The following is a 25,487-nucleotide window of genomic DNA, read 5'->3' on the forward strand; positions in this document are numbered from 1 at the left end:
CGCAGGGAATAGCACATATCAGTCGTTAGTTGCCGCGAAAGAGGGCCGACAGGCGGGGACGGCCAGACAGTGAACGCGCGAAAACCGCACGTCCCACCAGAGGTACGCTCGACACCGCCCGGTGAGCGCACACGCACCGGCCATCGAACATGTGGAGAGGAGCCCTGACGCAGGGTGAGCAGCAAGCCGACCACCACAGATCTTGAGTGGACCGATCTGGATCAGCAGGCCGTGGACACGGTAAGAGTCCTGGCCATGGATTCCGTGCAGAAGGTCGGCAACGGCCATCCCGGAACGGCCATGAGCCTCGCTCCCGTCGCGTACCTGCTCTATCAGAAGCTGATGCGCCACGACCCGACCGATCCCGAGTGGGCGGGACGCGACCGCTTCGTCCTCTCGGCCGGGCACTCCAGCCTGACGCAGTACATCCAGCTGTTCCTCGCGGGCTACGGCCTGGAGATGGACGACCTCAAGGCGTTCCGTACCTGGGGCAGCCGCACGCCGGGCCACCCGGAGTACGGGCACACCGTCGGGGTCGAGACGACCACGGGCCCGCTGGGCCAGGGTGTCGCCAACGCCGTGGGCATGGCGATGGCGGCGCGTTACGAGCGCGGCCTGTTCGACCCCGAGGCGCCGCAGGGCGAGTCCCCGTTCGACCACACCATCTGGGTCATCGCCGGTGACGGCGACCTGGAGGAGGGCATCTCCTCCGAGGCGTCGTCGCTCGCGGGACACCAGAAGCTCGGCAACCTCGTGATGCTGTGGGACGACAACCACATCTCCATCGAGGGCGACACCGAGACCGCCATCTCCGAGGACACCCTCAAGCGTTACGAGGCGTACGGCTGGCACGTTCAGCGTGTCGAGCAGCTGGAGAACGGCGACCTGGACCCCAAGGCGCTCTACACGGCGCTGCGTGCCGCGCAGGCCGAGACCGAACGCCCCTCGTTCATCGCGGCCCGCTCGATCATCGCCTGGCCCGCGCCCAACGCGCAGGACACCGAGGCGGCGCACGGCTCGGCACTGGGTGCCGAAGAGGTCGCCGCGACCAAGAAGATCCTGGGCTTCGACCCGGAAAAGGACTTCTTCATCTCGGACGAGATCCTCTCCCACGTACGCGAGGCCGGCGACCGCGGCCGTGCAGCGCACGCGGAGTGGGACAAGCGGCTCGCCGAGTGGCGCGCCGCCAACCCGGAGCGCGCCGCCGAGTTCGACCGCATCGCGGCGGGCAAGCTGCCCGAGGGCTGGGAGAAGGCGCTTCCCGCCTTCCCCGCAGGCGAGTCGGTCGCGACCCGTAAGGCGTCGGGCAGCGTCCTCAAGGCGCTCGGCCCCGTCCTTCCCGAGCTGTGGGGCGGCTCGGCCGACCTCGCGGGCTCGAACAACACGACGTTCGCCGACACCTCCTTCCTCCCGGAGGGCAATCCGCTCCCGAACGCCGACAAGTACGGCCGTACGGTGCACTTCGGCATCCGTGAGCACGCCATGGGCTCGACCATGAACGGCATCGCGCTGCACGGCAACACCCGTGTGTACGGCGGCACCTTCCTGGTGTTCTCCGACTACATGCGCCCGGCCGTGCGGCTCGCCGCTCTGATGAAGGCGCCCGTGACGTACGTGTGGACGCACGACTCCATCGGCCTCGGTGAGGACGGCCCGACGCACCAGCCGGTCGAGCACCTCTCGGCGCTGCGCGCCATTCCGGGCCTGAACATCGTCCGCCCCGCCGACGCCAACGAGACGGCGATCGCCTGGGGCGAGATCGTGCGCCGCCACGAGACCAATCCGGCGCCGCACGGCATCGCGCTCACCCGCCAGGGTGTGCCGACGTACGAGGCCAACCAGGCGGCGGCGAAGGGCGGTTACGTCCTGTTCGAGGCCGAGGGCGGGCACCCGCAGGTGATCCTGATCGGCACGGGTTCCGAGGTGCAGCTCGCCGTCGAGGCGCGTGAGCGGCTGCAGGAGCAGGGCGTACCCACGCGGGTCGTCTCGATGCCGTCCGTCGAGTGGTTCGAGGAGCAGGAGCAGGCGTACCGCGACAGCGTGCTGCCGCCCGCCGTCAGGGCGCGGGTGGCTGTCGAGGCCGGTATCGGCCTGACCTGGCACCGGTTCGTGGGCGAGGCCGGCCGGATCGTATCGCTGGAGCACTTCGGCGCCTCGGCCGACGGCAAGGTCCTCTTCCGGGAGTTCGGCCTCACCGCCGAGGCCGTGCACCTGGCGGCCAAGGAGTCCCTGGAAGCCGCAGCGCGGTGACATCGGTGCCGGGAAACCGGCACCACCACAAGCCTCAACAAGCACTGGAGATGCAAATCCCATGACAGACGCACTCAAGCGCCTCTCCGACGAAGGCGTCGCGATCTGGCTGGACGACCTGTCGCGCAAGCGCATCACCTCGGGCAACCTCGGCGAACTCGTCGACGAGCAGCACGTGGTGGGTGTCACGACGAACCCGTCGATCTTCCAGAAGGCCATCTCGGCCGGCGACGGCTACGAGCAGCAGGTCACCGACCTGGCCACCCGCGGCGTCTCGGTCGACGAGGCCGTCCGCATGATCACGACCGCCGATGTACGGGACGCGGCCGACATCCTCCGCCCGGTCTTCGACGCGACCGAGGGCAAGGACGGCCGCGTCTCCATCGAGGTGGACCCGCGCCTGGCGCACAACACGCGTGCCACGATCGCCGAGGCCCGCCAGCTCGCGTGGCTGGTGGACCGCCCCAATACGCTGATCAAGATCCCGGCCACCGAGGCGGGGCTTCCGGCGATCACGGAGACGATCGGCAAGGGCATCAGCGTCAACGTCACGCTGATCTTCTCGCTGGAGCGCTACCGCGCGGTCATGGACGCCTACATGGCGGGCCTGGAGAAGGCGAAGGCCCTGGGCATCGACCTTTCGCAGATCCACTCGGTGGCCTCGTTCTTCGTCTCCCGCGTGGACACCGAGATCGACAAGCGGCTCGCCGCCGTCGGCACGGACCAGGCCAAGGAGCTGAAGAGCAAGTCCGGTATCGCCAACGCGCGGCTGGCCTACCAGGAGTACGAGAAGGTCGTCGCCTCCGACCGCTGGCAGGAGCTGGAGAAGGCCGGTGCGAACGCGCAGCGTCCGCTGTGGGCCTCGACCGGCGTGAAGGACCCCGCGCTGCCCGACACCCTGTACGTCACCGAGCTGGTCGCGCCGAACACGGTCAACACCATGCCGGAGGCCACGCTGGAGGCCACGGGCGACCACGGCGAGATCACCGGCGACCGGGTGCGCGGCACCTACAAGGACGCCCAGGCCGTACTGGACGACATCGCCCACCTGGGCATCTCCTACGACGACGTCGTGAAGGTGCTGGAGGACGAGGGCGTGCAGAAGTTCGCGGACTCCTGGGACGACCTGCTCAAGTCCACCGAGGCAGAGCTTCAGCGCCTCGCTCCGAAGGAGGCGTAAAGGCATTGAGCATCGTCAGCAGCACGGGCAACCCGCTGCGTGACGCTCAGGACCGACGGCTCCCGCGTATCGCGGGGCCGTCGGGCCTGGTCATCTTTGGCGTCACGGGTGATTTGTCACGTAAAAAGCTGATGCCTGCCGTCTACGATCTCGCGAACCGCGGCCTCCTCCCCCCGGGGTTCTCGCTCGTCGGCTTCGCGCGGCGTGACTGGGAGGACGAGGACTTCGCCCAGGTGGTGCACGACGCGGTCAAGGAGCACGCGCGTACGCCCTTCCGCGAGGAGGTCTGGGAGCAGCTGGCCCAGGGCATGCGGTTCGTACCCGGCGAGTTCCACGACGACGAGGCGTTCGAGACGCTCAGGTCGACCATCGAGGAGCTGGACAAGTCCCGTGGCACGGGCGGCAACTTCGCCTTCTACCTCTCCGTTCCCCCCAAGTTCTTCCCCACGGTCGTCTCGCAGCTCAAGAAGCACGGGCTGTCCGACGCCGGCACCGACTCCTGGCGCCGCGCCGTCATCGAGAAGCCGTTCGGGCACGACCTGAAGTCGGCGCAGGAGCTGAACGCGGTCGTCCACGAGGTCTTCCGCGCCAGCGAGGTCTTCCGTATCGACCACTACCTCGGCAAGGAGACCGTCCAGAACATCCTGGCCGTGCGCTTCGCCAACACGCTCTTCGAGCCGCTGTGGAACCGCAGTTACGTCGACCACGTACAGATCACGATGGCCGAGGACATCGGCATCGGCGGCCGTGCCGGCTACTACGACGGCATCGGCTCGGCCCGCGACGTCATCCAGAACCATCTGCTCCAGCTGCTCGCGCTGACCGCCATGGAGGAGCCCACCTCCTTCGACGCCAAGGCGCTGGTCACCGAGAAGCTGAAGGTACTCAACTCCGTCCGCCTCCCCGACGACCTGGGCAAGCACACCGTGCGCGGCCAGTACGCCGCGGGCTGGCAGGGCGGCGAGAAGGTGCAGGGCTACCTCGACGAGGAGGGCATCGACCCCAAGTCGAACACCGACACCTACGCCGCGATCAAGCTGGAGATCGACAACCGCCGCTGGGCGGGCGTCCCCTTCTACCTGCGTACGGGCAAGCGTCTGGGGCGCCGCGTCACCGAGATCGCGGTCGTCTTCCAGCGCGCGCCGCACTCGCCCTTCGACGCGACCGACACCCAGGAACTGGGCCAGAACGCGCTCGTCATCCGCGTCCAGCCGGACGAGGGCGTGACGATCCGCTTCGGCTCCAAGGTGCCGGGCACGCAGATGGAGATCCGGGACGTGACCATGGACTTCGCCTATGGCGAGTCCTTCACCGAATCCAGCCCCGAGGCGTACGAACGCCTCATCCTCGACGTGCTGCTGGGTGACGCGAACCTCTTCCCGCGGCACCAGGAGGTCGAGCGGTCCTGGGAGATCCTCGACCCCGTCGAGGAGTACTGGGACAAGCACGGCAAGCCCGAGCAGTACCCCGCCGGGACCTGGGGTCCCCAGGCCGCCGACGAGATGCTCGCACGCGACGGACGGAGCTGGCGTCGGCCATGAACATCGACCTCACGGACACCACGTCCAGCCGCATCAACGCCGAACTGGTCAAGGCACGCAGAGCCCTCGGCTCGCCGGCCACCGGCATGGTGCTGACCCTCGTCATCGTCACCGACGAGGGCAACCACTACGACGCGCTGAAGGCCGCCAGCGGCGCTTCCAAGGAACACCCCTCACGCATCCTCGTGGTCGTACGCCGTCCAGGGCGCTCCCCGCGTGACCGCGCACAGCACAGGCTCGACGCCGAGCTGCGGATGGGCAGCGAGGCCGGTTCCGGCGAGATCGTCATCCTGCGGCTGCACGGCGAACTGTCCTCGCACTCGCACAGCGTGGTCCTCCCACTGCTGCTGCCCGACGCACCCGTGGTGGTGTGGTGGCCAGAGGACGCGCCCGAGAACCCTTACCAGGACATGCTCGGCAAGCTGGCGCAGCGCCGTATCACCGACGCCGCGGCGACCGAGGACCCGGTGGGCGCGCTCGGCCTGCGTGCCGAGACCTACGCGCCCGGCGACACGGACCTGTCCTGGACCCGCATCACGCCCTGGCGCAGCATGCTCGCCGCCTCGCTCGACCAGAAGCACTCCACGCTGGAGTCCGCCGTCGTCGAGGGCGAGGAGTACAACCCGTCGAGCGAACTGCTCGCGCTGTGGCTGGCAGAGCGGCTGCGGATCCCGGTGGAGCGCAAGATCTCCGACGGGCCCGGCATCACGGCCGTACGGCTGGAGACGGCCGACGGACAGATCTGTCTGGACCGCGCCGAGGGCGACCTGGCTGAGCTGGCCGTACCCGGCCAGCCCGACCGGCATGTGGCGCTCCAGCGGCGCAGCACCGTCGAGTTGATCTCCGAGGAGCTGCGCCGTCTGGACCCGGACGAGGCGTACGCGGAAGCGATCGGCTACGGCGTGAACAAGCTCGCCACGCCAGATCCCGTACACCCCACCCCGGCGGCGACGCCCTCGGCCGGCACCGAGGCGCAGGCTCAGCAGCAGACGCAGGAGCAGGCCCAGGCGCAGACCGCCGAAGCGGTGCCGGCGAAGGGGAAGGACGCCAAGGGGGCAGGTCCGGCGAAGAAGCCGGCGGCCAAGCAGCAGGCGCCCGCGAAGAAGTCCCCCGCCAAGGGGCAGCCGACCGCGAAGAAGGCGGCAGGACAGTGACCTCCGAACCCCAGGTCCTCGTCCACCGGGACAAGGAGGAGCTGGCCGAAGCCGTCGCGGCACGCCTGATCACCCGCGTCGTGGACGCGCAGTCCGCACGCGGCAGCGCCTCGGTGGTCCTCACCGGCGGCAGGAACGGCAACGGCCTGCTCGCCGCGCTCGCCTCCTCCAAGGCACGCGGCGCGATCGACTGGTCCCGGCTGGACCTGTGGTGGGGCGACGAGCGTTTCCTCCCCGAGGGCGACCCGGAGCGCAACGCCACCCAGGCACACGAGGCGCTGCTCGACGCCGTTCCGCTGGACCCCGCGCGGGTGCACACCATGGCGGCCTCCGACGGGGCCTACGCAGGTGACGTGGAGGCGGCGGCCGAGGCGTACGCCACCGAACTGGCCGCCGCCGCACGTCCCGAGGACCACGCGCGCGTGCCCTCCTTCGATGTGCTCCTGCTCGGCGTCGGCCCGGACACCCATGTCGCCTCGCTCTTCCCCGAGCACCCGGCGCTCCACGAGACGGAGCGCACGGTCGTCGGCGTACACGGTGCTCCCAAGCCGCCGCCCACGCGGATCACCCTCACGCTCCCCGCGATCCGCGCGGCGCAGGAGGTCTGGCTGCTGGCCGCCGGCGAGGACAAGGCCGACGCCACGGCACTCGCCCTCACCGGCGCGGGTGAGCTGCAGGCCCCCGCAGCCGCTGCTCACGGCCGTCGCCGCACACTCTGGCTGCTGGACGAGGCCGCCGCGGGGCGGCTGCCCCGCGCTCTGTATCCGCGGGCGCTCTCGTAGCACGCCGGTGCCCTGCCCGTGCGCGGCACGCGCAGGGACCAGGGGCGCGGCAGGCGCCCGGACACGTAACGCGGCAGGCGCCGGTTGCCGCCGGTAGGGCGTGACCGTACGCCAGGGCCCGGCCGTACGTTTCCCGTTCACGGGGGCGTACGGCCGGGCCCTCAGCGTTGGCCGCCGGACTCCCTGAGCCCGTCGGCCGGTTCGGGGAACGCCTCGCGCTCGTAGCATGCCCCGCCGCGGCGAGCGCCTGTGCGAAGGCCGAGCCCGTGAACCGGCCTACGACGAGGCCGGGTCGGCTGCCTGAGCGGCAGGTGGCGGGGCCGGCAGGGTCTTCCCGAGACGGGCGAGCGGAGACAGGGCCAGGCACAGCGGGGACAGCGCCACACCGGCCGCAGCCGCCACCAGGCCGGCGCGCAGCCCCCACTGCTCGGCCAGAAAGCCGCCGAGCAGCGAACCGAACGGCATCGTCCCCATACCGGCGACGTTGATGGTCGCCACCACACGGCCCTGCATACGGACCGGTGTGAGGACCTGCCGTACGGCCATGATCGTGACGTTGACCGTCTGGCTGAAGACCCCGAACGCGAAGTTGACCGCCATGAGCGCGCAGACCGTCACGGCGGAGGAGCCGTGCAGCGCGGGAACGAGGAACAGCACGGCGTCAGCGAGCGCGGCCGAGGTGACCAGCACGACGCCGTGGCCGAGCCGGCCCGGCAACCTCGCGGCCAGCAGCGAGCCCACGATCGCGCCCGGTCCCATCGCCGCGAGCACCAGTCCGACGGCAGCACCCGACAGGTGCAGTCCGCGCGGCAGGAAGAGCAGGTAGACGGTCATCAGCGCGGCGAACGAGAACTGGTAGGCGGCCGAGGCCAGCCCCACGGCCCGCAACGAGGTGTCACGGGCGACGAAACGGAGCCCCTCCCGAATCCGCGGCCAGATCCGCGCCGACCGCTCACCCCCGCCCCCGGCACCGGCGCCAACGCCCCCGCCGCCGCCCTCCCCGTCGGCCGCCGCCTCAGCGCCGCGGATGCGGCGGATCGACACGAAGGAGAGCACGAAGAAGAGCGCCCCGGCCACGACGGCGACCGGAGCCGAGAACAGCGAGACCAGCCCGCCACCGAGCGCCGGACCACCGACCTGCGCCGCTGACCTGCTGCCCTCAAGCGCGCTGTTGCCCGCGACCAACCGCTCGCGCTTCACCAGCCGTACGAGTGAGGCGTGGTACGCCACATCGAAGAACACGGAGAGCACACCGACGAGGAACGCCACAACGAGCAGCAGGGGAACGCCCAGCACCCCGAACAGATACGCCACGGGAATCGCTGCCAGAGCGAGCGCCCGTCCCGCGTCCGCCAGCACCATCACGTCGCGGGTCCGCCTGCGGTCCACCCAGGCGCCGACCAGGAGCGAGAACAGCAGGATCGGCGCCTGTTCGACGGCGCGCAGCGCACCGAGTTGGCCCGCGCTCGCGTCCAGTGCCAGAACGGCGATGAGCGGCAGAGTGGTCAGACTGGCCTGCTCCCCGAGCTGGGAGGCGGTCTGCCCCGCCCAGAGCCTCCGGAAGTCGGCGTCACGCCACAGGCCGGCCGAGGAAGCCGGACGCCCCGAACGGGCGCGCCCGGCCGCCGAGTTCGTACGGGTGTGGCGGCTGTTACCGGCACGACTGCGGGCACTGCGGACGGGCAGGCGGACACGACCGCGGGCACGGCTGCGGGCGCGGAGAAAGAGGCGGGACGGCACAGGGACCCCTTGATACGGAGGAAGACGCCCGCGCCGGGCACGCGAGAAGCGCACCGGCGACGCAGGCGGAAGAAGGTTCGCTGTGCCGCGGAACAAGGGCAGCACGCGATGACGGGCCGCTCAGCGGCCCACAACGTCAGCGCGTGCGGGCGTAACCGGGCATTCCTCAGCTCCTCAAGGTCCGGCAAGGGGTCCTTCGCTGTCGGAGGCTAGCCGTCGGCCGCCCCTCGCGGAAGCGATTTACGACGCCAACGAGGAGGGGAGGAAGGGAGGAGGGGAGGAGGAGCCGCCGCCGCCCGAGGCTCAGCCCCCGTAAAAACCTCAACGCCCACGCGGCTCACCCGCACGCTCCCAGCCGTCCGCCGGCAGAGGCACGGCCCCGGCCTACCCACGTACGGCGCAGGCACGGCAGCGACCTGCCCACGTACGGCGGAGGCACGGCAGCGGCCAACTCACGTACGGCGCAGGCACGTTGGCGGCACGACGCCCCCGCTGGACCGCGCACGCACGGGCGGGTGAGGGCACAGCCGGCCCTCACCCGCCCGCCCGTCGTCACACCGCCGAGGTCACTTCACCCCGACGGCCCTGACGAGTTCCTGCTTCACCGCTCCGCCGCGGTCGTCCGTGACGGAGGCGCGCAGGGAGACATGGTCGGCGCCCTTCGGCACGGACAGCTTCCCCTTCCACGACGCCTTCCCATGGGATGCCTTGAGCTTCACGCTCTGCCATGTGGCGCCGTCGTCGTAGGAGACCTCCAGGGTGCCCGCCTTGATCGTGCCGGTGTCCGCGGCTCCCTCCACGTACTCAGCGAAGATCCGTACGGGCAGCTTCCGGCCGCCGCGCACGTCGCCGTAGCCGTCCGTCTCCACGTCGTAGCCGAGGTTGAGCAGTGGCAGCTTCGTCTCGGACGTCGCCGGGGTCTCGGCCGACCGGAAGGTCCACTCGGAGTGGCCCTTGGTGGCCAGCCGCCATCTGTCCGCGTCCATCGTGGTGTCGGTGGTGACCTTGTACGTGCGCTCCTCGGGCGAGGCGTCCCAGGCGTAGGCGCCCGAGCCCTTGGACTTTCCGACCAGTTCGCCGTCCGCGTAGACGGCGGTCTCCTGGGTCATGGAGTCGCCGCTCCACACGTCGCCGAAGCCGGTGTGGTCGGGCCCGGAGTCGCCCCAGCCCGGGGTGTTGAACTTCAGGTCGTTGCCCGAGCGCGTCTGTCCCCAGCCCAGGCCCGTGCCGAGCCAGGGATGCCACACGGGCTTCAACCAGTCCAGCGAGTGCCGGCTGCCCGCCTTGTAGGCGGGAACACCGCTGCGCTGTTCGATGTCGCTGGGCCCGGTGTACACGGTCTCGTGCCATCGCTGCCCCTTGTCGGCCGTGACGTAGTCCGTGCGCTTCGCCGGATACCGCACCGCCTCGGGGCCGCCGACGCCCACCGGGAAGGTGTCGGTGATGCCGTAGCGGAACTCGCCGCCGTCCTCGGTACGGCCCGAGGGCGCGTGGAACGAGGTGTCCAGCGTGGCGAGTTCCTTCTTGCCGGGCGCGTAGGTGAGCGGCCTGTCCGGTATGCCCTGGGTGTAGGCGTGCGAGAGGTCATAGACGTACGGCGTGAACCGTGTCCCCTCCAGCCTGAGCTTCTTACGTCCGGAGGCGGCGGCGGTCAGGAGCTTCGCGTCGGCCTGGCCGACCGTCGCCACCTGAAGAGGGCTGTCCCCGTCTTCGCCACCGAAGTACTTCATCAGCCGTCCGGGTTCCCCGTCGGTGACGAACAGCGCGGCGGCACCCGCCTTCTGAGCCGCGTCGGCGAGCTGCGGCGGTGTCGGTGAGTCCCCGCCGCCCCGGCGTACGAGAACGGCTTTGCCCTTCACGTTCTTGCCCGCGTACTCACCGGGCGTACCGGTTCCCACGTCGACGACGGACAGGGTCCGCCGCCCCTCCAGCATGGTGGATCCGGCCTGCATCGCCGGGTCGCTGAGGCGCTTGCCGCCCGCCTCCACATCCAGGAACGGCTTGCCCAGGCGCCAGTTGGTGCGGTACTCGAAGGAGCCGCGCGCCGGCTTCTTCAACGGCTGCGCGAACACGCTGTCGTACGTGAGCGGCACCTGATAGGTACTCGTCAAGGCGACGTCGTTCAACTCGCGCTTGTAGCGCATCAGAAGCTGCCGCGTCCCGGTGTCCCTCGGCACCCGCGCGGTGATCTCGCGCAGCGTGCGCGCGTCCAGGGTGATCTCGCGGTCACGGTCGAGGGTGATCTCCGGCTCACCGAGCATCCCGACCCCGAGCGAGTCGGCGCCGTGGCTGCCCGGTACGTCCAGGAAGGACATCGCGGAGTACGTGCCCGGCGCGAGCCGCAGCTTCAGCGTGCCGCTCCCGCCGACCTCCGCGACATACGGATCGCTGTTCTTCGCGTACCGCTGCATCTGAAGCTGCCCGGAAGTGGGCTTCCCCGCACGGTCCTTGAGGCGGACGGTGAGCGTGTAACGCTCCTCCTCCTTGATCATGCCGTACGCCGTGTGCGCGACCACCTTCCCGTCCGCATCGCTCGCGGTGACGGCGCCGCCGGTCCTGCCGACCGCCGCCTTGGCACCGTCCCCGGTGAGCGTGGTGGAGGCGGTGCCGTGCGCGGGCACGGTCAGGCTGCTGTCCGCGAGCTTCACGACGCCGTCGGGCGCCTTACCCGTGTCGGCCAGTGCGAGGGTGACGGGCTCGTCGCCGTGGTTGGTGTAGGTCAGCTTCCGGCTGACGGGCTCGTTGCCGCCGTAGGGCCAGCGGTAGAAGCCGAGGTCGGCGCTGCCGGTCGCGGTGACCTGCGCGGAGACTGCTGAGGCCGCGTCCAGCCTGCCGGCGCCGAGTGTGTAGGGCGAGTCGCCGAGCCGCTGGGACGTGCTCATCAGCGCGGTCTTGAGCTGTTCGCCGTTCCAGTCGGTGTGCCGCTGAGCGAGCAGCGCGGCGACGCCCGCGACGTGCGGGGTGGCCATCGACGTGCCGCTCATCTCCTGGTAATAGCCGCTGCCCTCGGTGAGCTGGGAGCGCGCTGCGAGGATGTCGACGCCGGGCGCCGAGAGGTCGGGCTTGAGCGCGTTGTCCGAGATCCGGGGTCCCTGGCTGGTGAAGGGCGCCGCCTTGTCACCCGCGTCCACGGCGCCGATGGTGAGCGCCGCGTCAGCCGCTCCGGGCGAGCCTATGGAGGAGGGTGCTCCGGTGTTGCCGGCCGCGATGACGAACAGCGCTCCGGTCTCCGCCGAGAGCTGGTCGACGGCCACCGCCATCGGGTCGGTGCCGTCGCTGGCCTCCCGCGAGCCCAGGCTCATGCTGACGACCTTGGCACCGATGTCACGCGAGGCCCACTCCATGCCGGCGATGACCTCGGACTCGGTGCCGGAACCCTGGTCGTTGAGTACCTTGCCCGCGTAGAGCCGCGCGTCCGGCGCCACGCCCTTCTCCTTGCCGTCGGAAGCGGTGCCGCTGCCGCCGACCGTGGAGAGGACATGGGTGCCGTGCCCATTACGGTCCGCGATGTCCTCGCCCGCGATGAAGCTCTTCGAGCCCGCCATACGTTCCGCGAGGTCGGGGTGGGTGGCGTCCACGCCGGAGTCCAGCACGGCGACCTTGACGTCCTTGCCCGTGTACCCGGCCTCCCAGGCCTTCGGGGCGCCGATCTGCGCGTTGCTCTCCGCCATGTCGGCCTCGACCCGGCCGTCGAGCCACAGCTTCTCCAGGCCACCGGCGAGCTTGCCGTCCTTGTCGGTCGCGGCGTCCCAGAAGCCGGTGGCGCTCTTGGCGCCCCTGCCCACACTCAGCGCGGCGCCGTCAACGCTCGGCAGAGCGCGCTCGCGTGCGGCCCCGCGCGGAACGGCCTGCCGCGCGGCACTCCCGCGCTTGCCGTATGTGGCGATCAGGGGCAGCCGCTTCACCGAGCCGTCGTCCAGCCCTTGCGCGATCAGCGCGCTCACGTCGAACAACCGCCTGTCCAGCGCACCGCTCGCGAGGTACGGGCGTGCCTCGTCGGGCACCACCGTGATACCGCCCCCGGCCGTGTCCGTACGGACGCCTCCCGTGGCGCCGTCCGGGCGGTCGACGGCAACGGTCTTGCGCCCGCCCCCGAGCACGGTGACGGTCACCTTGTCGCCGGTCACGAGGGTGACGGTGTGCGCCCGTCGGCCCGCGGCCTGCTTCGCCTTCCCGTGCGCCTTCCCGTGCGCCTTCGCGGGGCCGCCGCCGCCGCCGTCACCGGCGGCGAAGGCAGCCGTGGTCGGCAGCAGCGCGAGCGCCACAACCGCGGTCAGCAGCCGTCTGGCCCGCTGCGGGGCTGGTCTGGAGCGTCTGAGGGGTCCGGTCATGAGTACCTCTCTTCCGGTGATGTCCGGAAGAGTCTGGGCCTGCGGCTGTGACGTACGGGGTGTCCGTGAAGGGCGGGTCTCCGCCATGTCGGAGTTCCGCCATCCACTTGCCCGCCCCTTGCCAGACGACGTGCACCCGGTGTGCTCCGTCGCTCACCCCCGGCGGGAGCGGCAGCTCAGGCCCAGTCCCGATGCCGTGCGTGCCACCCGAGTTGGGCGCGGGTGCTGACTCCGGCCCGGTCCATGAGGGTGCGTATACGGCGCTGCACACTGCGCGTGGACAGGTCGAGCTGGCGCCCCACGGCCTCGTCGGTGAGCCCCGCGAGCATCAGGTGCAGCAGCCGGGTGTCCAGCGGGTCGAGCCCGTCGCCCGGCTGCCGGTAGGGCCGGGCCCGCTGCCATACGGACTCGAACAGCGCGAGCGCCAGGCGGGCCAGCGCACCGTGCACCAGCAGCGTCTCGCTGTGCCCGGCGCCGACGGGAACGAGGGCCACGTTCCGGTCGGTCACCAGCAGCTTCATCGGTACCGAGGCTGCCACCCGTATCTCGGCGCCCTGTGCGACGGCGAGTTCGACGGAGGCGGCGCCGTTGGGCTGGCGCAGAAAGTGCGCGTCGATGACGGCGCGCATGGTGACACCGCGTTCCAGCGCCACCGGCTCCGTGGCGTTCTCCGAGTGGTGCACGACGCGGTTGTCGGCGGTGATGAACGTGTCGATGGAGTGCCGGGCGCCGAGCTGGAGCTGCCCGAAACGGCGGGCGATCTCGGCCCGCCCCTCCACGGTCTCCACCAGCTCGGCGAACCCCGTTCCCCGCCCGGCACTCTCATGCTGCGCCGCCAGCTCGGCGACGGCCCGTTCGGCCAGGCGCAGTCTGTCGTGACGGCCGAGGAGTTCGGCCATCAGCGCGAGCCCCGGGTCGACCACGGTGTACCGCACCGTGTCACCGTCGGCGACCCGCGTCACCAGGCCACGCTCCGCCAGCCCCGCCAGCAGCTCGGCGGTGCGTCGTACGGGCGTTCCCGCCGCCAGCTCGCCCGGCACGGCTCCCGGACGGCCGACGAGCGCGCGGTAGACCCGCTCCTCCTCGGGGCCCAGCCCCAGCTCCTCCAGCATCGAACATCCGCTCCTCTCGGCGGACTTCGATTATCCGGCAGAAGCCGGGGTCAGCCCCGTACGGATCAACGCCCGCGCAGGTCCCGGTACTTCGTGACCAGCGCCTCCGTGGAGGCGTCGAGGCCCTCCACCTCGGCGCCCTCGGTCAGCGCGGGCTCCAGGCGCTTGGCGAGGACCTTGCCCAGTTCGACGCCCCACTGGTCGAAGGAGTCGATGTCCCAGACGGCGCCCTGGACGAAGACCTTGTGCTCGTAGAGCGCGACGAGCTGCCCGAGGACGGAGGGGTTCAGCTCCTTGGCCAGGATCGTGGTGGTCGGCCGGTTGCCCGGGAAGGTGCGGTGGGGCACCTGCGCCTCGGGCACGCCCTCGGCGCGCACCTCGTCCTCGGTCTTGCCGAACGCCAGTGCCTGGCCCTGCGCGAAGAGGTTGGCCATCAGCAGATCGTGCTGGTCACGCAGCGGGCCGAGCTCGTCCAGCGGCCTGGCGAAACCGATCAGGTCGGCGGGGATCGTCTTCGTGCCCTGGTGCAGCAACTGGTAGTACGCGTGCTGCCCGTTGGTGCCCGGCGTGCCCCAGACGACGGGCCCCGTCTGCCAGCTGACGGGGCGCCCCCCGCGGTCGGTCGACTTGCCGTTCGACTCCATGTCCAGCTGCTGGAGGTACGCGGTGAACCGGGAGAGGTAGTGGCTGTAGGGCAGCACGGCATGCGACTGCGCGTCGTGGAACCCGCCGTACCAGACCCCCAACAGCCCCAGCAGCATGGGCACGTTGGACTCGGGCGGCGCGGTGCGGAAGTGCTCGTCGACGAGGTGGAAGCCGGCCAGCATCTCGCCGAAGTGCTCGTAACCGATCGCCACCATGAGGGAGAGCCCGATGGCCGAGTCGTACGAGTAGCGCCCGCCGACCCAGTCCCAGAACTCGAACATGTTGTCCGTGTCGATGCCGAACTCGGCGACCTTCTCCGCGTTGGTCGACACCGCGACGAAGTGCTTGGCCACGGCCTCAGCGTCTCCCCCGAGCCCCTCCAACAGCCAGGCGCGCGCGGCCTTGGCGTTGGTGATGGTCTCGATCGTGGTGAACGTCTTGGAGGCGACGATGAAGAGGGTCTCGGCCGGGTCGAGGTCGTGCACGGCCTCGTACAGGTCCGCGCCGTCCACGTTCGAGACGAAGCGGAAGTCCATGTCACGCAGCGCGTAGGGCCGCAGCGCCTCGTACGCCATGGCGGGGCCGAGGTCGGAGCCGCCGATGCCGATGTTCACCACGGTCTTGATGCGCTTGCCCGTGTGCCCCGTCCAGTGCCCCTCGCGGACCTTCGACGCGAACGTGCCCATCTTCAGCAGTACGGCGTGCACCTTCGGAACGACGTTCTCGCCGTCCACGCGCACGGTCGCGGACTCCGGGGTACGCAGCGCGGTGTGCAGCACCGCGCGGTCCTCCGTGATGTTGATCTTCTGCCCGTCGAACATCGCGTCCCGCAGCCGCGTGACCCCCGCGGCCTCGGCCAGCTGTCGCAACAGCCGCAGCGTCTCGTCGGTGATCAGGTGCTTGGAGTAGTCGAGGTGCAGATCCCCGACCTGAACGGTGTAGCGCTCCGCGCGATCCGGGTCGTCAGCGAAGAGCCGCCGCAGATGTGTCTCCCCGAACTCCTCGCGGTGCTTGGACAGCGCGTGCCATTCGGGCATCTGGTCGAGCCGTGTGCGGCCTTCAGCGTTCATCAGCGAAATCAGCCCATTCTTCTCGTAACAGCCCCCATCGCACCCAACCTAAACGATGGATGGCTCGGCCGCGCACCGCCCCTGCGGTGTGCGACCGAGCCATCCATCAATCGGTACTGCCCGGTGCTGCTCGGTGCTGCCTGGCTCTGTTCCGTACTGCCCGGTGCCGCGGATACCGCTGCGCCGTGCGGCGTGAGCCCCCGCCTTCTCAGATCTCGCCCCTGAGCTTGGCGAGCGCCTCGGCGAGAATGGCCTCGCCGTCCGCGTCGCTGCGCCGCTCCCTGACATAGGCGAGATGGGTCTTGTACGGCTCCGTACGGGGTGGATCCGGAGGGTTCTCCTGATCCTTGCCCGCAGGGAAGCCGCAGCGCGGGCAGTCCCAGGTCTCGGGAATCTGCGCGTCGCTGGCGAAGCTCGGCTGCGTCTGGTGCCCGTTGGAGCACCAGAAGGAGATGCGGAGGCGCGGCGCGGACTCGCCTCGCTCGGCCTCCCCCATCGGGCCCGCTCCGACCCGGCTTCCCCGGATCGCGTTGCCACTTGCCACGGTCGTAACTCCCTGCCTCACGGTGCTACGGAGCATCGAAGAGCAGCTCCGCTGCGGGCGCCCTAGTGTACGTAGGGCCCAACGCGCGTCCAGTGACCGGAGTTACTGCGTCGGCACGGGGCGCGAGTCCTCATGATAGGCAGGCGATACGACGCCCTGTCAGCTCTCCTGCAAGCGTCAGCTGTCGAACTTCATCAACAGGCCGAGTACGACGATGACGGCGAACCACCCCAGAGCGACCACAACGGTGATCCGGTCGAGGTTACGCTCGGCGACCGAGGAACCACCGACGGACGACTGCATTCCGCCGCCGAACATGTCGGAGAGGCCGCCACCCTTCCCCTTGTGCATCAGCACCAGCAGCAGCAGGAGACCGCTGAAGACGATAAGGGCGATTGAGAACCCCATGACCACGGCTGGACCAACTCTCTCGGATCGTGGCTGGACACTTACGGGTTACTGCGTAGAACAAGCAACGTCAACGGGGCCGGACCGCGGGCCCGGCCCCGTAAGACTACGACGAGCGACCGCCCGCCGTCACACGCGACCGTAACGACTACCGATCACGGCTGTGCTCGATGACGACTGTGCTTGATCACTGCCGTGCTCGTTCACTGATCACGGCTGTGCTAGTTCACTGATCACGGCTGTGTTTGATCACTGACTCACTGATCACGGAAGCGGACGATCTTGACGAACTCGTCCGTGTCCAGGGAAGCGCCGCCGACCAGGGCGCCGTCGATGTCGGGCTGCGCCATGATCTTGGCAACGTTGCCCGACTTCACCGAACCGCCGTACTGGATGCGGATCTTGTCAGCGGTCTCCTGGTCGTACAGCTCGGCCAGGCGGGCGCGGATGGCGCCGCAGACTTCCTGCGCGTCCTCCTCGCCGCAGACCTTGCCGGTACCGATGGCCCACACCGGCTCGTAGGCGACGACGAGCTCGGCGGCCGAAGCGCCGCTCACGCCCTCCAGCGCACCGTCGACCTGCGCCAGGGTGTGCGCGACCTGGTTGCCCTCCTCCCGTACGGCCAGTTCCTCGCCGACACAGAGGATCGGGGTGAGACCGTGCTGGAAGGCCGCCTTGATCTTGGCGTTGATCAGCGGCTCGTCCTCGCCGTGGTACTGGCGGCGCTCGGAGTGGCCGATGGTCACATAGGTGCACTTCAGCTTGGCCAGCATCGCAGCGGAGATCTCACCCGTGTAGGCACCCGAGTCGTGCGCCGAGACGTCCTGCGAGCCGTACTTGATCTTCAGCTTGTCGCCGTCGATCAGGGTCTGGACCGAGCGCAGGTCGGTGAAGGGCGGCAGGACCGCGACCTCCACGGCCTCGTGGTCCTTGTCCGTCAGCGCGAAGGCGAGCTTCTGGACATGGGCGATGGCCTCAAGGTGGTTGAGGTTCATCTTCCAGTTGCCCGCCATCAGCGGGGTGCGGGTAGACGTTGTAGTCATGAAAGAGGTCAGTCCTCCAGTGCGGCGAGGCCGGGAAGCGTCTTGCCTTCGAGGTACTCAAGGCTGGCGCCGCCACCGGTCGAAATGTGGCCGAATTCGTTCTCGTCGAAACCCAGTTGGCGTACGGCCGCTGCGCTGTCGCCGCCACCGACGACCGTGAACGCCGAGCTGTCGAGCAGGCCCTGCGCGACAGCCCTGGTGCCCTCGGCGTAGTCCGGGTGCTCGAAGACGCCCATCGGGCCGTTCCAGAAGATGGTGGCCGTGTCGGCGAGCTTCGCGGCGTAGAGCTTACGGCTCTCGGGGCCGATGTCCAGGCCCATGAGCCCGGCCGGGATCTCGTGGGCCGGTACCGTCGTCGGGTCCGAGGGCGCCTTGGTCTTCAGGTCGGGGAACCGCGCCGCGGCGACCACGTCCACCGGCAGCACGAACTCGACCCCCAGCTCCTTGGCGCGGTCGAGGTAGCCCCTGACCGTGTCCAGCTGGTCCTCCTGGAGCATGGAGCCGCCGACCTCGTAGCCCTCGGCCTTGAGGAACGTGTACACCATGCCGCCGCCGATGAGGATGCGTTCGGCCTTCGTCATCAGGTGGTCGATGACGCCGAGCTTGTCGGAGACCTTGGCACCCCCGAGCACGACGGCGTACGGCCGCTTCACGTCCTCGGTGAGCTTCTTGAGGACGCCGACCTCGGTGGCGATCAGATAGCCGGCGGCGTGCGGAAGCCGCGCCGGCAGGTCGTAGACCGAGGCGTGCTTGCGGTGCACGGCGCCGAAGCCGTCGCCGACATAACTGTCGGCGAGGCCCGCGAGTTCATCGGCGAACCCGCCGCGCTCGGTGTCGTCCTTGCTCGTCTCACCGGCGTTGAAGCGGAGGTTCTCCAGCAGCGTGACCTCGCCCTCGCCCAAGGAGGCGACGGTGGCCTTCGCGCTGTCCCCCACGGTGTCGGTCGCGAACGCGACCGGCCTGCCGAGGAGTTCACCGAGCCGCTCGGCCACAGGCGCGAGCGAGAACTGCGGGTCGGGCGCGCCCTTGGGGCGGCCCAGGTGCGAGGCGACGACCACGCGCGCGCCGTTCTGCGCGAGCGTGGCGATCGTGGGGACGGCGGCACGGATACGGCCGTCGTCGGTGATGGTCTGCCCGTCGAGCGGGACGTTGAGATCGGCGCGGACGAAGACCCGCTTACCCGAAACACCTTCGGCGACGAGATCGTCGATCGTCTTCATGAATGCTCCTGCTTGGAAGTCCGGGGCACGCCCCGGGAGTCGCAGCATGCGGGCAGGGCTCGTGCGTCACGCACGAGCCCTGCCGCTCACCTCGTGCTGTCCTGAGTCAGAGGCGGGCGCCGACGAAGGTGGTGAGGTCGACCAGACGGTTCGAGTAACCCCACTCGTTGTCGTACCAGCCGAGGATCTTGACCTGGTTGCCGTCGACCATCGTCAGCGAGGCGTCGAAGGTGCAGGAAGCGGGCTGGTTGACGATGTCCGAGGAGACGATCTGGTCCTCGGTGTACTCCACGATGCCCTGGAGCTGGCCCTCGGCCGCCTTCTTGAAGGCGGCGTTGACCTCGTCCTTGGTGGTCTCGCGCTTCAGCTCGATCACCAGGTCGGTGATCGACCCTGTGGGGACGGGCACGCGCATCGCGATGCCGTCCAGGCGGCCCTGGAGCTGCGGGAGGACCAGCGCCGTGGCCTTGGCCGCACCCGTGGTGGTCGGGATGATGTTCTCGGCGGCTGCACGCGCGCGACGCAGGTCCTTGTGCGGGAAGTCCAGGATGCGCTGGTCGTTGGTGTAGGCGTGCACGGTCGTCATCATGCCGCGCTCGATGCCGAAGTTCTCGTCCATGATCTTCGCCATCGGGGCCACACAGTTGGTGGTGCAGGAGGCGTTGGAGATCACGTCGTGCGCCGAGGGGTCGTACTTGTCCTCGTTGACGCCCATGACGACGGTGATGTCCTCGTTCTTGGCCGGGGCCGAGATGAGAACCTTCTTCGCGCCGGCGGCCAGGTGCTTGGCCGCGTCCTCGCGCTTGGTGAAGATGCCGGTGGACTCGATGACGATGTCGGCGCCCAGCTCGCCCCAGGGGAGCTTCGACGGGTCCTTCTCGGCCATCGTCCTGAAGGTCTGCTTGCCGACGCTGATCGTGTCGTCGGTGTGGCTGACCTCCTGCTTCAGACGACCCAAGATGGTGTCGTACTTGAGCAGGTGCACCAGAGTGGCGTTGTCGGTCAGGTCGTTGACACCGACGATCTCGATGTCCGCACCCTGGTCCAGCAGCGCGCGGAAGTAGTTACGACCGATGCGGCCAAAGCCGTTGATGCCTACGCGGATCGTCACGAACCGATCTCCTCGCTAGGTACGCCGGTGAGGACACCGGCGTGTGCTGTATGGGATGTCCCCGACCGAGTCCGACCCTACCTCTCCATCGAGGCGGGCCTCACATCGGCCGGGCGGGGGCCGGGCCGGAGCCTCAGCCGACCATCTCCTCCGTCAGATTGGACTCCGTACCCGGAATTCCCAGGTCCTGAGCCCGCTTGTCGGCCATGGCCAGCAGCCGCCTGATACGCCCCGCGACCGCGTCCTTGGTCAGCGGCGGGTCGGCGAGCGCACCCAGCTCCTCCAGTGAAGCCTGCTTGTGCTCCATCCGCAGCCTGCCGGCCGCCGCCAGGTGCTCGGGCACCTCGTCGGCCAGGATCTCCAGCGCCCGCTGCACCCGGGCGCCGGCTGCGACGGCGGCGCGGGCCGAGCGGCGGAGGTTGGCGTCGTCGAAGTTCGCGAGCCTGTTGGCCGTGGCCCGCACCTCGCGGCGCATCCGGCGCTCCTCCCAGGCCAGCACCGAGTCGTGTGCGCCCAGGCGGGTCAGCAGCGCGCCGATGGCGTCACCGTCCCGTACGACCACCCGGTCCACTCCGCGTACCTCACGGGCCTTGGCCGGGATCTGGAGCCTGCGCGCCGCGCCCACCAGGGCGAGCGCCGCCTCGGGCCCGGGGCAGGTGACCTCCAGGGAGGAGCTGCGGCCCGGCTCTGTGAGGGAGCCGTGGGCGAGGAAAGCGCCGCGCCAGGCGGCCTCCGCGTCGCAGGTGGCCCCCGAGACCACCTGCGGGGGCAGACCCCTGATCGGCCGCCCGCGCCCGTCGACCAGGCCGGTCTGGCGCGCGAGCTGGTCGCCGCCCGCGACCACCCGTACGACATAGCGGCTGTTGCGGCGCAGCCCGCTGGGCGCCATCACCACCAGGTCGGAGGCGTGGCCGAAGATCTCCAGGATGTCCTTGCGCAGCCGCCGGGCCGCGATGCCCGTGTCCAGCTCCGCCTCGATCACGATCCGCCCGCTCACCAGGTGGAGGCCACCCGCGAAGCGCAGGACCGACGAGACCTCTGACTTCCTGCAGCAGGTCCGGGTGACGGGCAGCCGAGAGATCTCGTCCTTCACCGCAGGCGTCATCGCCATGGGCCGATCCTTCCATGCATCCGAAAAATACGGTCGTACGCGGCGGCCAGCAGCTCCGGATCGTGCTTGGGGCCTCCCCCTGGCGCCGCTACGGGCGCCAGCTCGACCGTCCCGCCGAGCCGCTCGGCGGCCTCGCGTAGGGAGTCCTGGTCGGGCACGGCATCCTGATCGGCCAGCACCACGTCAAAGGCGAGTTTAGGTGCGTGTCGGGCCAAAACCTCCAAATGACGCTGCGGGGAAAAACCATCCGTTTCTCCGGGCTGCGGCGCCAGATTGAGCGAGAGCACCTTGCGGGCCTTGGTCTCGGTGAGCGCACCCAGCAGCTCGGGGACCAGCAGGTGCGGGATGACGGAGGAGAACCACGAGCCGGGGCCCAGCACCACCCAGTCCGCGTCCAGCACCGCGCGTACGGCCTCGGGAACCGCGGGCGGATCGTTCGGGACGAGGTGGACCTCCTGCACCTCGCCCGGCGTGAGCGCGACCGTGGCCTGGCCTCTGACCGTGGAGGTCTCCTCGGGGCGTGCGGGGTCGTGCCCGCGCACGCGGGCGCGCAGTTCCAGCGGTACGGCGGACATCGGCAGCACCCTGCCGTGCGCGCCGAGCAGCTTGCCGACCAGGTCGAGTGCTTTCACATGGTCGCCGAGCTGCTCCCAGAGCGCGACGATCAGCAGATTGCCGACCGCGTGTTCGTGCAGCTCACCCTTGCTCTCGAAGCGGTGCTGGATGAGGTCGGCCCAGGTGCGGCCCCAGTCGTCGTCACCGCAGAGCGCGGCGAGCGCCTTACGCAGGTCGCCTGGCGGCAGTACGCCCAGCTCGTCGCGGAGCCGTCCGCTGGAGCCGCCGTCGTCGGCGACGGTCACCACGGCGGTGAGGTCGCCCGTGATACGGCGCAGCGCCGTGAGCGAGGCCGACAGGCCCATGCCGCCGCCGAGCGCGACGACCTTGGGCTGCTTGCCCGACGACCCGCGCAGCGCACCGCGCGGGCCGACCAGGTGCCGGAGTGTCCTACGCGGCATATGGGTCACTCACGCCCCATGTCGCGGTGTACGACGACCGTCTCCACGCCCTCGTCGGAGAGCCTGCGGGCGAGCTTCTCCGACATGGCGACGCTGCGGTGCTTGCCGCCCGTACAGCCGACGGCGACGGTGACGTACCGCTTGCCTTCCCTGCGGTATCCGGCGGCGATGAGCTGGAGCAGCTCGGTGTAGCGGTCGAGGAACTCCTTGGCGCCCGGCTGGTTGAAGACGTAGTTGGACACCTCCTCGCTGGTGCCGGTGTACGGGCGCAGCTCGGGGACCCAGTGGGGGTTGGGCAGGAAGCGGCAGTCGACGACGAGGTCGGCGTCGACGGGCAGGCCGTACTTGTATCCGAACGACATGACCGTGGCGCGCAGTTCGGGCTCCTCGTCGCCGGCGAACTGGGCGTCGAGCTTCGCGCGCAGCTCGTGCACGTTGAGGCTGGAGGTGTCGATGACGAGGTCGGCGTCGCCGCGCAGCTCGCGCAGCAGATCGCGCTCCTCCGCGATGCCGTCCACGATGCGGCCGTCGCCCTGGAGGGGGTGCGGGCGGCGCACGGACTCGAAGCGGCGTACGAGCGCTTCGTCGGAGGCCTCCAGATAGACGATCCGCCGCGCGACGTTGAAGGACGCGAGGTCGGCGAGGGAGCCCTTGAGGTTGTCGAAGAAGTTCCGCCCGCGCACGTCGACGACGACCGCGATACGCGCGACGTTCCCCTGCGACCTGGCGCCCAGCTCGACCATGGTGGGGATCAGCTCGGGTGGGAGGTTGTCGACGACGAACCAGCCGAGGTCTTCCAGACACTTGGCCGCTGTACTGCGGCCCGCGCCTGACATGCCGGAGATGATCACCAGCTCCGGGATCGTCGTGCCGTTCGCGCTCCCGGCGTCGGACTCCGCCTTGGGCGTACTCACCACTGCTCCGTCTCCGCGCTGCTCATGCTCCACGCTCGTGTCTTCCGTACTCGCGTGCCCGGTGCCCGTGTGCTCCGCACTCATACTGCTCATCCCCCGTGGTCTCGCGTTCCGACACCGGATCTTCCGGTGTCACTCCTCTTCAACGATCTCACCGGTCGAGGTATTCACCGCGGGGGCGGCCGGTGCACTCTGCGCGAGCGCAGCCGCGACGGTCTCCGCGGTCTTACGGCCCACGCCGGGGGCCTCCGCGATCTCCTCGACGGTGGCGGCGCGCAGTTTCTTGACCGAGCCGAAGTGCTTCAGCAGGGCCTTCTTACGGGTCTCGCCCAGGCCCTGCACCGCGTCCAGGGGGCTGGACCTGATCCGCTTGCCGCGCTTGCCGCGCTGATAGCGGATCGCGAACCTGTGGGCCTCGTCACGGACGCGCTGGAGCATGTAGAGCCCCTCGCTGGTGCGCGGCAGCACGACGGGGTCGCTCTCGCCCGGGACCCAGACCTCTTCCAGGCGCTTGGCGAGGCCGCAGACCGCCACGTCGTCGATGCCCAGCTCGTCCAGTGCCGCCTTCGCCGCCGCCACCTGTGGCTGGCCGCCGTCGACCACGATGAGCTGCGGCGGGTAGGCGAACTTCTTGGGGCGCCCTTCCTCGTCCCTGGTGGCGCCCTGTGCCGGGGGCAGCTCGCCGACGGGTCCGCTCTCCAGGTCACCGGCGAGTACCCCGCCCGCACCGTCCGTGAGGGCGCCTGCGGAGCCGAAGGACCCATGAGCCCCGTTGGACCCGCTGGACCCGTTGGGCTCCTGGGTCCCGTCGGTGCCCTCGGCCGCCTCGGGCCACTCGCCGGTCTTCTGCTTCTCCAGGAGATAGCGGCGGAAGCGGCGGCTGATGACCTCGTGCATCGCGCGGACGTCGTCCTGCCCGGCGAAGGACTTGATCTGGAAGCGGCGGTACTCGCTCTTGCGCGCCAGTCCGTCCTCGAAGACGACCATGGAAGCCACGACGTCGTCGCCCTGGAGGTGCGAGATGTCGAAGCACTCGATGCGCAGCGGAGCCGCGCCCAGGTCGAGGGCCTCGGCGATCTCCTCCAGCGCGCGGGAGCGGGTGGTGAGGTCGGAGGCGCGCTTCGTCTTGTGCAGCGCGAGTGCCTGCTGCGCGTTGCGGTGCACGGTCTCCATGAGGGCCCGCTTGTCGCCGCGCTGCGGGATGCGCAGGCTGACGTACGAACCGCGGCGCTCGGCCAGCCAGTCCGCTATGGGGCCCGCGGGGTCGGGCACGGCGGGGACCAGCACCTCCTTGGGCACTCCCCCGCTCCCCGCGCCCCGCTCGGCGTCGCCGTGCTCCTCGCCGTAGAGCTGCTGGAGCGCGTGCTCGACCAGCTCGGGGGTGCCGACCTCCTCGACCTTGTCGGTGACCCAGCCGCGCTGACCGCGCACGCGTCCGCCGCGCACGTGGAAGATCTGGACGGCGGCCTCCAGTTCGTCCTCGGCGACGGCGATGAGGTCGGTGTCCGTCGCGTCGGTGAGCACCACGGCGTTCTTCTCCATCGCGCGCTTGAGCGCGTCGATGTCGTCGCGGAGCCTGGCCGCCTTCTCGTACTCCATGTCCTCGGCCGCCACCTGCATCTCGCGCTCCAGGCGGCGCAGATGGGAGCCGGTGTGTCCGGCCATGAAGTCGCAGAATTCCTCGGCCAGTTGGCGGTGGTCCTCGGGGCTGATCCGGCCGACGCAGGGCGCCGAGCACTTGCCGATGTAGCCGAGCAGGCAGGGGCGGCCGATCTGGGCCGAGCGCTTGAAGACACCGGCGGAGCAGGTCCGTACGGGAAAGACGCGCAGCATCAGGTCGACGGTCTCGCGGATGGCCCACGCCTGCCCGTAGGGGCCGAAATACCGCACGCCCTTCTTCTTGGGGCCGCGCATGACCTGGACGCGGGGGTACTCCTCGTTCATCGTCACGGCGAGCGACGGATAGCTCTTGTCGTCGCGGTACTTGACGTTGAACCGGGGGTCGTACTCCTTGATCCACGTGTATTCGAGCTGGAGCGCCTCGACCTCCGTGGAGACCACGGTCCACTCGACGGAGGCCGCTGTGGTCACCATGGTGCGGGTGCGGGGGTGCAGACTGGTCAGGTCCTGGAAGTAGTTGGCCAGTCGCTGGCGCAGGCTCTTGGCCTTGCCGACGTAGATCACCCGGCGGTGCTCATCACGGAAGCGGTAGACCCCGGGTGAGTCAGGGATCTCTCCCGGTCTGGGCCGATAGCTGGAGGGGTCTGCCATGACGGACAGCCTACTTGCGAGCGGTGACAGCGGTCAGCCGACGG

18 protein-coding genes are annotated in these 25,487 nt (G+C 69.9%); 5 read left to right on the forward strand and 13 right to left on the reverse strand.

The annotated features are described in order from the left end of the window. The first annotated feature begins 174 nt into the window (after window positions 1-174). From tkt to pgl, 5 genes are all read left to right on the forward strand, one after another. Window positions 175-2,250, forward strand: coding sequence for a transketolase (gene tkt, locus NMN56_RS14395; RefSeq protein ID WP_274044691.1), 2,076 nt, complete (start codon window positions 175-177; stop codon window positions 2,248-2,250). 61 nt (window positions 2,251-2,311) lie between these two features. Continuing rightward, window positions 2,312-3,430 carry a transaldolase gene (gene tal / locus NMN56_RS14400; protein WP_274044692.1) on the forward strand — a complete coding sequence of 373 codons (1,119 nt, stop codon included), beginning with the start codon at window positions 2,312-2,314 and terminating at the stop codon, window positions 3,428-3,430. 5 nt (window positions 3,431-3,435) lie between these two features. After that, on the forward strand, window positions 3,436-4,971 hold the full coding sequence (zwf, locus tag NMN56_RS14405; protein WP_274044693.1) for a glucose-6-phosphate dehydrogenase: 1,536 nt from the start codon (window positions 3,436-3,438) through the stop codon (window positions 4,969-4,971). Beyond that, window positions 4,968-6,125: a glucose-6-phosphate dehydrogenase assembly protein OpcA gene (gene opcA, locus NMN56_RS14410; RefSeq protein WP_274044694.1), complete on the forward strand. Its 1,158-nt coding sequence runs from the start codon at window positions 4,968-4,970 to the stop codon at window positions 6,123-6,125. The genes zwf and opcA overlap by 4 nt, the downstream gene beginning before the upstream one ends. After that, complete coding sequence (pgl, locus tag NMN56_RS14415) at window positions 6,122-6,907, forward strand: 6-phosphogluconolactonase (RefSeq protein WP_274044695.1); 786 nt, start codon at window positions 6,122-6,124, stop codon at window positions 6,905-6,907. Before opcA ends, pgl begins: the two co-directional genes overlap by 4 nt. 276 nt (window positions 6,908-7,183) lie before the next feature. Here the strand turns inward: pgl and NMN56_RS14420 are convergent, their stop codons facing one another. The 13 genes from NMN56_RS14420 to uvrC all read right to left on the reverse strand — a co-directional run bounded on the left by NMN56_RS14420 (window position 7,184) and on the right by uvrC (window position 25,443). Further along, complete coding sequence (locus tag NMN56_RS14420) at window positions 7,184-8,488, reverse strand: MFS transporter (protein WP_274044798.1); 1,305 nt, start codon at window positions 8,486-8,488, stop codon at window positions 7,184-7,186. A gap of 725 nt (window positions 8,489-9,213) precedes the next feature. Then, a complete protein-coding gene (locus NMN56_RS14425; RefSeq protein ID WP_274044696.1) occupies window positions 9,214-12,978 on the reverse strand; it encodes a S8 family serine peptidase in 3,765 nt (1,254 codons plus the stop codon). A gap of 176 nt (window positions 12,979-13,154) precedes the next feature. Further along, window positions 13,155-14,090, reverse strand: coding sequence for a hypothetical protein (locus NMN56_RS14430; protein ID WP_274044697.1), 936 nt, complete (start codon window positions 14,088-14,090; stop codon window positions 13,155-13,157). 65 nt (window positions 14,091-14,155) lie between these two features. After that, window positions 14,156-15,805, reverse strand: coding sequence for a glucose-6-phosphate isomerase (gene pgi, locus NMN56_RS14435; RefSeq protein ID WP_274044698.1), 1,650 nt, complete (start codon window positions 15,803-15,805; stop codon window positions 14,156-14,158). A 208-nt stretch (window positions 15,806-16,013) separates the two neighbouring features. Next, complete coding sequence (locus NMN56_RS14440; RefSeq protein ID WP_274044699.1) at window positions 16,014-16,349, reverse strand: RNA polymerase-binding protein RbpA; 336 nt, start codon at window positions 16,347-16,349, stop codon at window positions 16,014-16,016. Between the two features lie 177 nt (window positions 16,350-16,526). Then, a complete protein-coding gene (gene secG / locus NMN56_RS14445) occupies window positions 16,527-16,757 on the reverse strand; it encodes a preprotein translocase subunit SecG (protein ID WP_274044700.1) in 231 nt (76 codons plus the stop codon). A gap of 257 nt (window positions 16,758-17,014) precedes the next feature. Next, on the reverse strand, window positions 17,015-17,800 hold the full coding sequence (tpiA, locus tag NMN56_RS14450; RefSeq protein WP_274044701.1) for a triose-phosphate isomerase: 786 nt from the start codon (window positions 17,798-17,800) through the stop codon (window positions 17,015-17,017). 8 nt (window positions 17,801-17,808) lie between these two features. Next, on the reverse strand, window positions 17,809-19,020 hold the full coding sequence (locus tag NMN56_RS14455) for a phosphoglycerate kinase (RefSeq protein WP_274044702.1): 1,212 nt from the start codon (window positions 19,018-19,020) through the stop codon (window positions 17,809-17,811). A 106-nt stretch (window positions 19,021-19,126) separates the two neighbouring features. Further along, window positions 19,127-20,131, reverse strand: coding sequence for a type I glyceraldehyde-3-phosphate dehydrogenase (gene gap / locus NMN56_RS14460; protein WP_274044703.1), 1,005 nt, complete (start codon window positions 20,129-20,131; stop codon window positions 19,127-19,129). A 133-nt stretch (window positions 20,132-20,264) separates the two neighbouring features. Further along, complete coding sequence (whiA, locus tag NMN56_RS14465) at window positions 20,265-21,242, reverse strand: DNA-binding protein WhiA (protein ID WP_274044704.1); 978 nt, start codon at window positions 21,240-21,242, stop codon at window positions 20,265-20,267. Next, a complete protein-coding gene (locus tag NMN56_RS14470; RefSeq protein WP_274044705.1) occupies window positions 21,233-22,258 on the reverse strand; it encodes a gluconeogenesis factor YvcK family protein in 1,026 nt (341 codons plus the stop codon). Before NMN56_RS14470 ends, whiA begins: the two co-directional genes overlap by 10 nt. A 5-nt stretch (window positions 22,259-22,263) precedes the next feature. Next, the gene (gene rapZ, locus NMN56_RS14475) at window positions 22,264-23,256 is read right to left on the reverse strand and encodes an RNase adapter RapZ (RefSeq protein ID WP_274044799.1); all 993 of its coding nucleotides are present in this window, start codon (window positions 23,254-23,256) and stop codon (window positions 22,264-22,266) included. Window positions 23,257-23,304: 48 nt separating this feature from the next. Beyond that, the gene (gene uvrC / locus NMN56_RS14480; RefSeq protein WP_274044706.1) at window positions 23,305-25,443 is read right to left on the reverse strand and encodes an excinuclease ABC subunit UvrC; all 2,139 of its coding nucleotides are present in this window, start codon (window positions 25,441-25,443) and stop codon (window positions 23,305-23,307) included. Between the last annotated feature and the right edge of the window lie 44 nt (window positions 25,444-25,487).

Source organism: Streptomyces iconiensis (genome assembly GCF_028657195.3).
GTDB classification, from domain to species: domain Bacteria; phylum Actinomycetota; class Actinomycetes; order Streptomycetales; family Streptomycetaceae; genus Streptomyces; species Streptomyces iconiensis.

What these genes read in the sequence shown, in the direction of transcription:
- pgi (WP_274044698.1), bottom strand. Translation starts at nt 15,805, where the DNA reads ATGAACGCTGAAGGCCGCACACGGCTCGACCAGATGCCCGAATGGCAC.
- tpiA (WP_274044701.1), bottom strand. Translation starts at nt 17,800, where the DNA reads ATGACTACAACGTCTACCCGCACCCCGCTGATGGCGGGCAACTGGAAG.
- secG (WP_274044700.1), bottom strand. Translation starts at nt 16,757, where the DNA reads ATGGGGTTCTCAATCGCCCTTATCGTCTTCAGCGGTCTCCTGCTGCTG.
- uvrC (WP_274044706.1), bottom strand. Translation starts at nt 25,443, where the DNA reads ATGGCAGACCCCTCCAGCTATCGGCCCAGACCGGGAGAGATCCCTGAC.
- NMN56_RS14455 (WP_274044702.1), bottom strand. Translation starts at nt 19,020, where the DNA reads ATGAAGACGATCGACGATCTCGTCGCCGAAGGTGTTTCGGGTAAGCGG.
- NMN56_RS14425 (WP_274044696.1), bottom strand. Translation starts at nt 12,978, where the DNA reads ATGACCGGACCCCTCAGACGCTCCAGACCAGCCCCGCAGCGGGCCAGA.
- tal (WP_274044692.1), top strand. Translation starts at nt 2,312, where the DNA reads ATGACAGACGCACTCAAGCGCCTCTCCGACGAAGGCGTCGCGATCTGG.
- rapZ (WP_274044799.1), bottom strand. Translation starts at nt 23,256, where the DNA reads ATGAGTGCGGAGCACACGGGCACCGGGCACGCGAGTACGGAAGACACG.
- NMN56_RS14430 (WP_274044697.1), bottom strand. Translation starts at nt 14,090, where the DNA reads ATGCTGGAGGAGCTGGGGCTGGGCCCCGAGGAGGAGCGGGTCTACCGC.
- NMN56_RS14470 (WP_274044705.1), bottom strand. Translation starts at nt 22,258, where the DNA reads ATGCCGCGTAGGACACTCCGGCACCTGGTCGGCCCGCGCGGTGCGCTG.
- opcA (WP_274044694.1), top strand. Translation starts at nt 4,968, where the DNA reads ATGAACATCGACCTCACGGACACCACGTCCAGCCGCATCAACGCCGAA.
- whiA (WP_274044704.1), bottom strand. Translation starts at nt 21,242, where the DNA reads ATGGCGATGACGCCTGCGGTGAAGGACGAGATCTCTCGGCTGCCCGTC.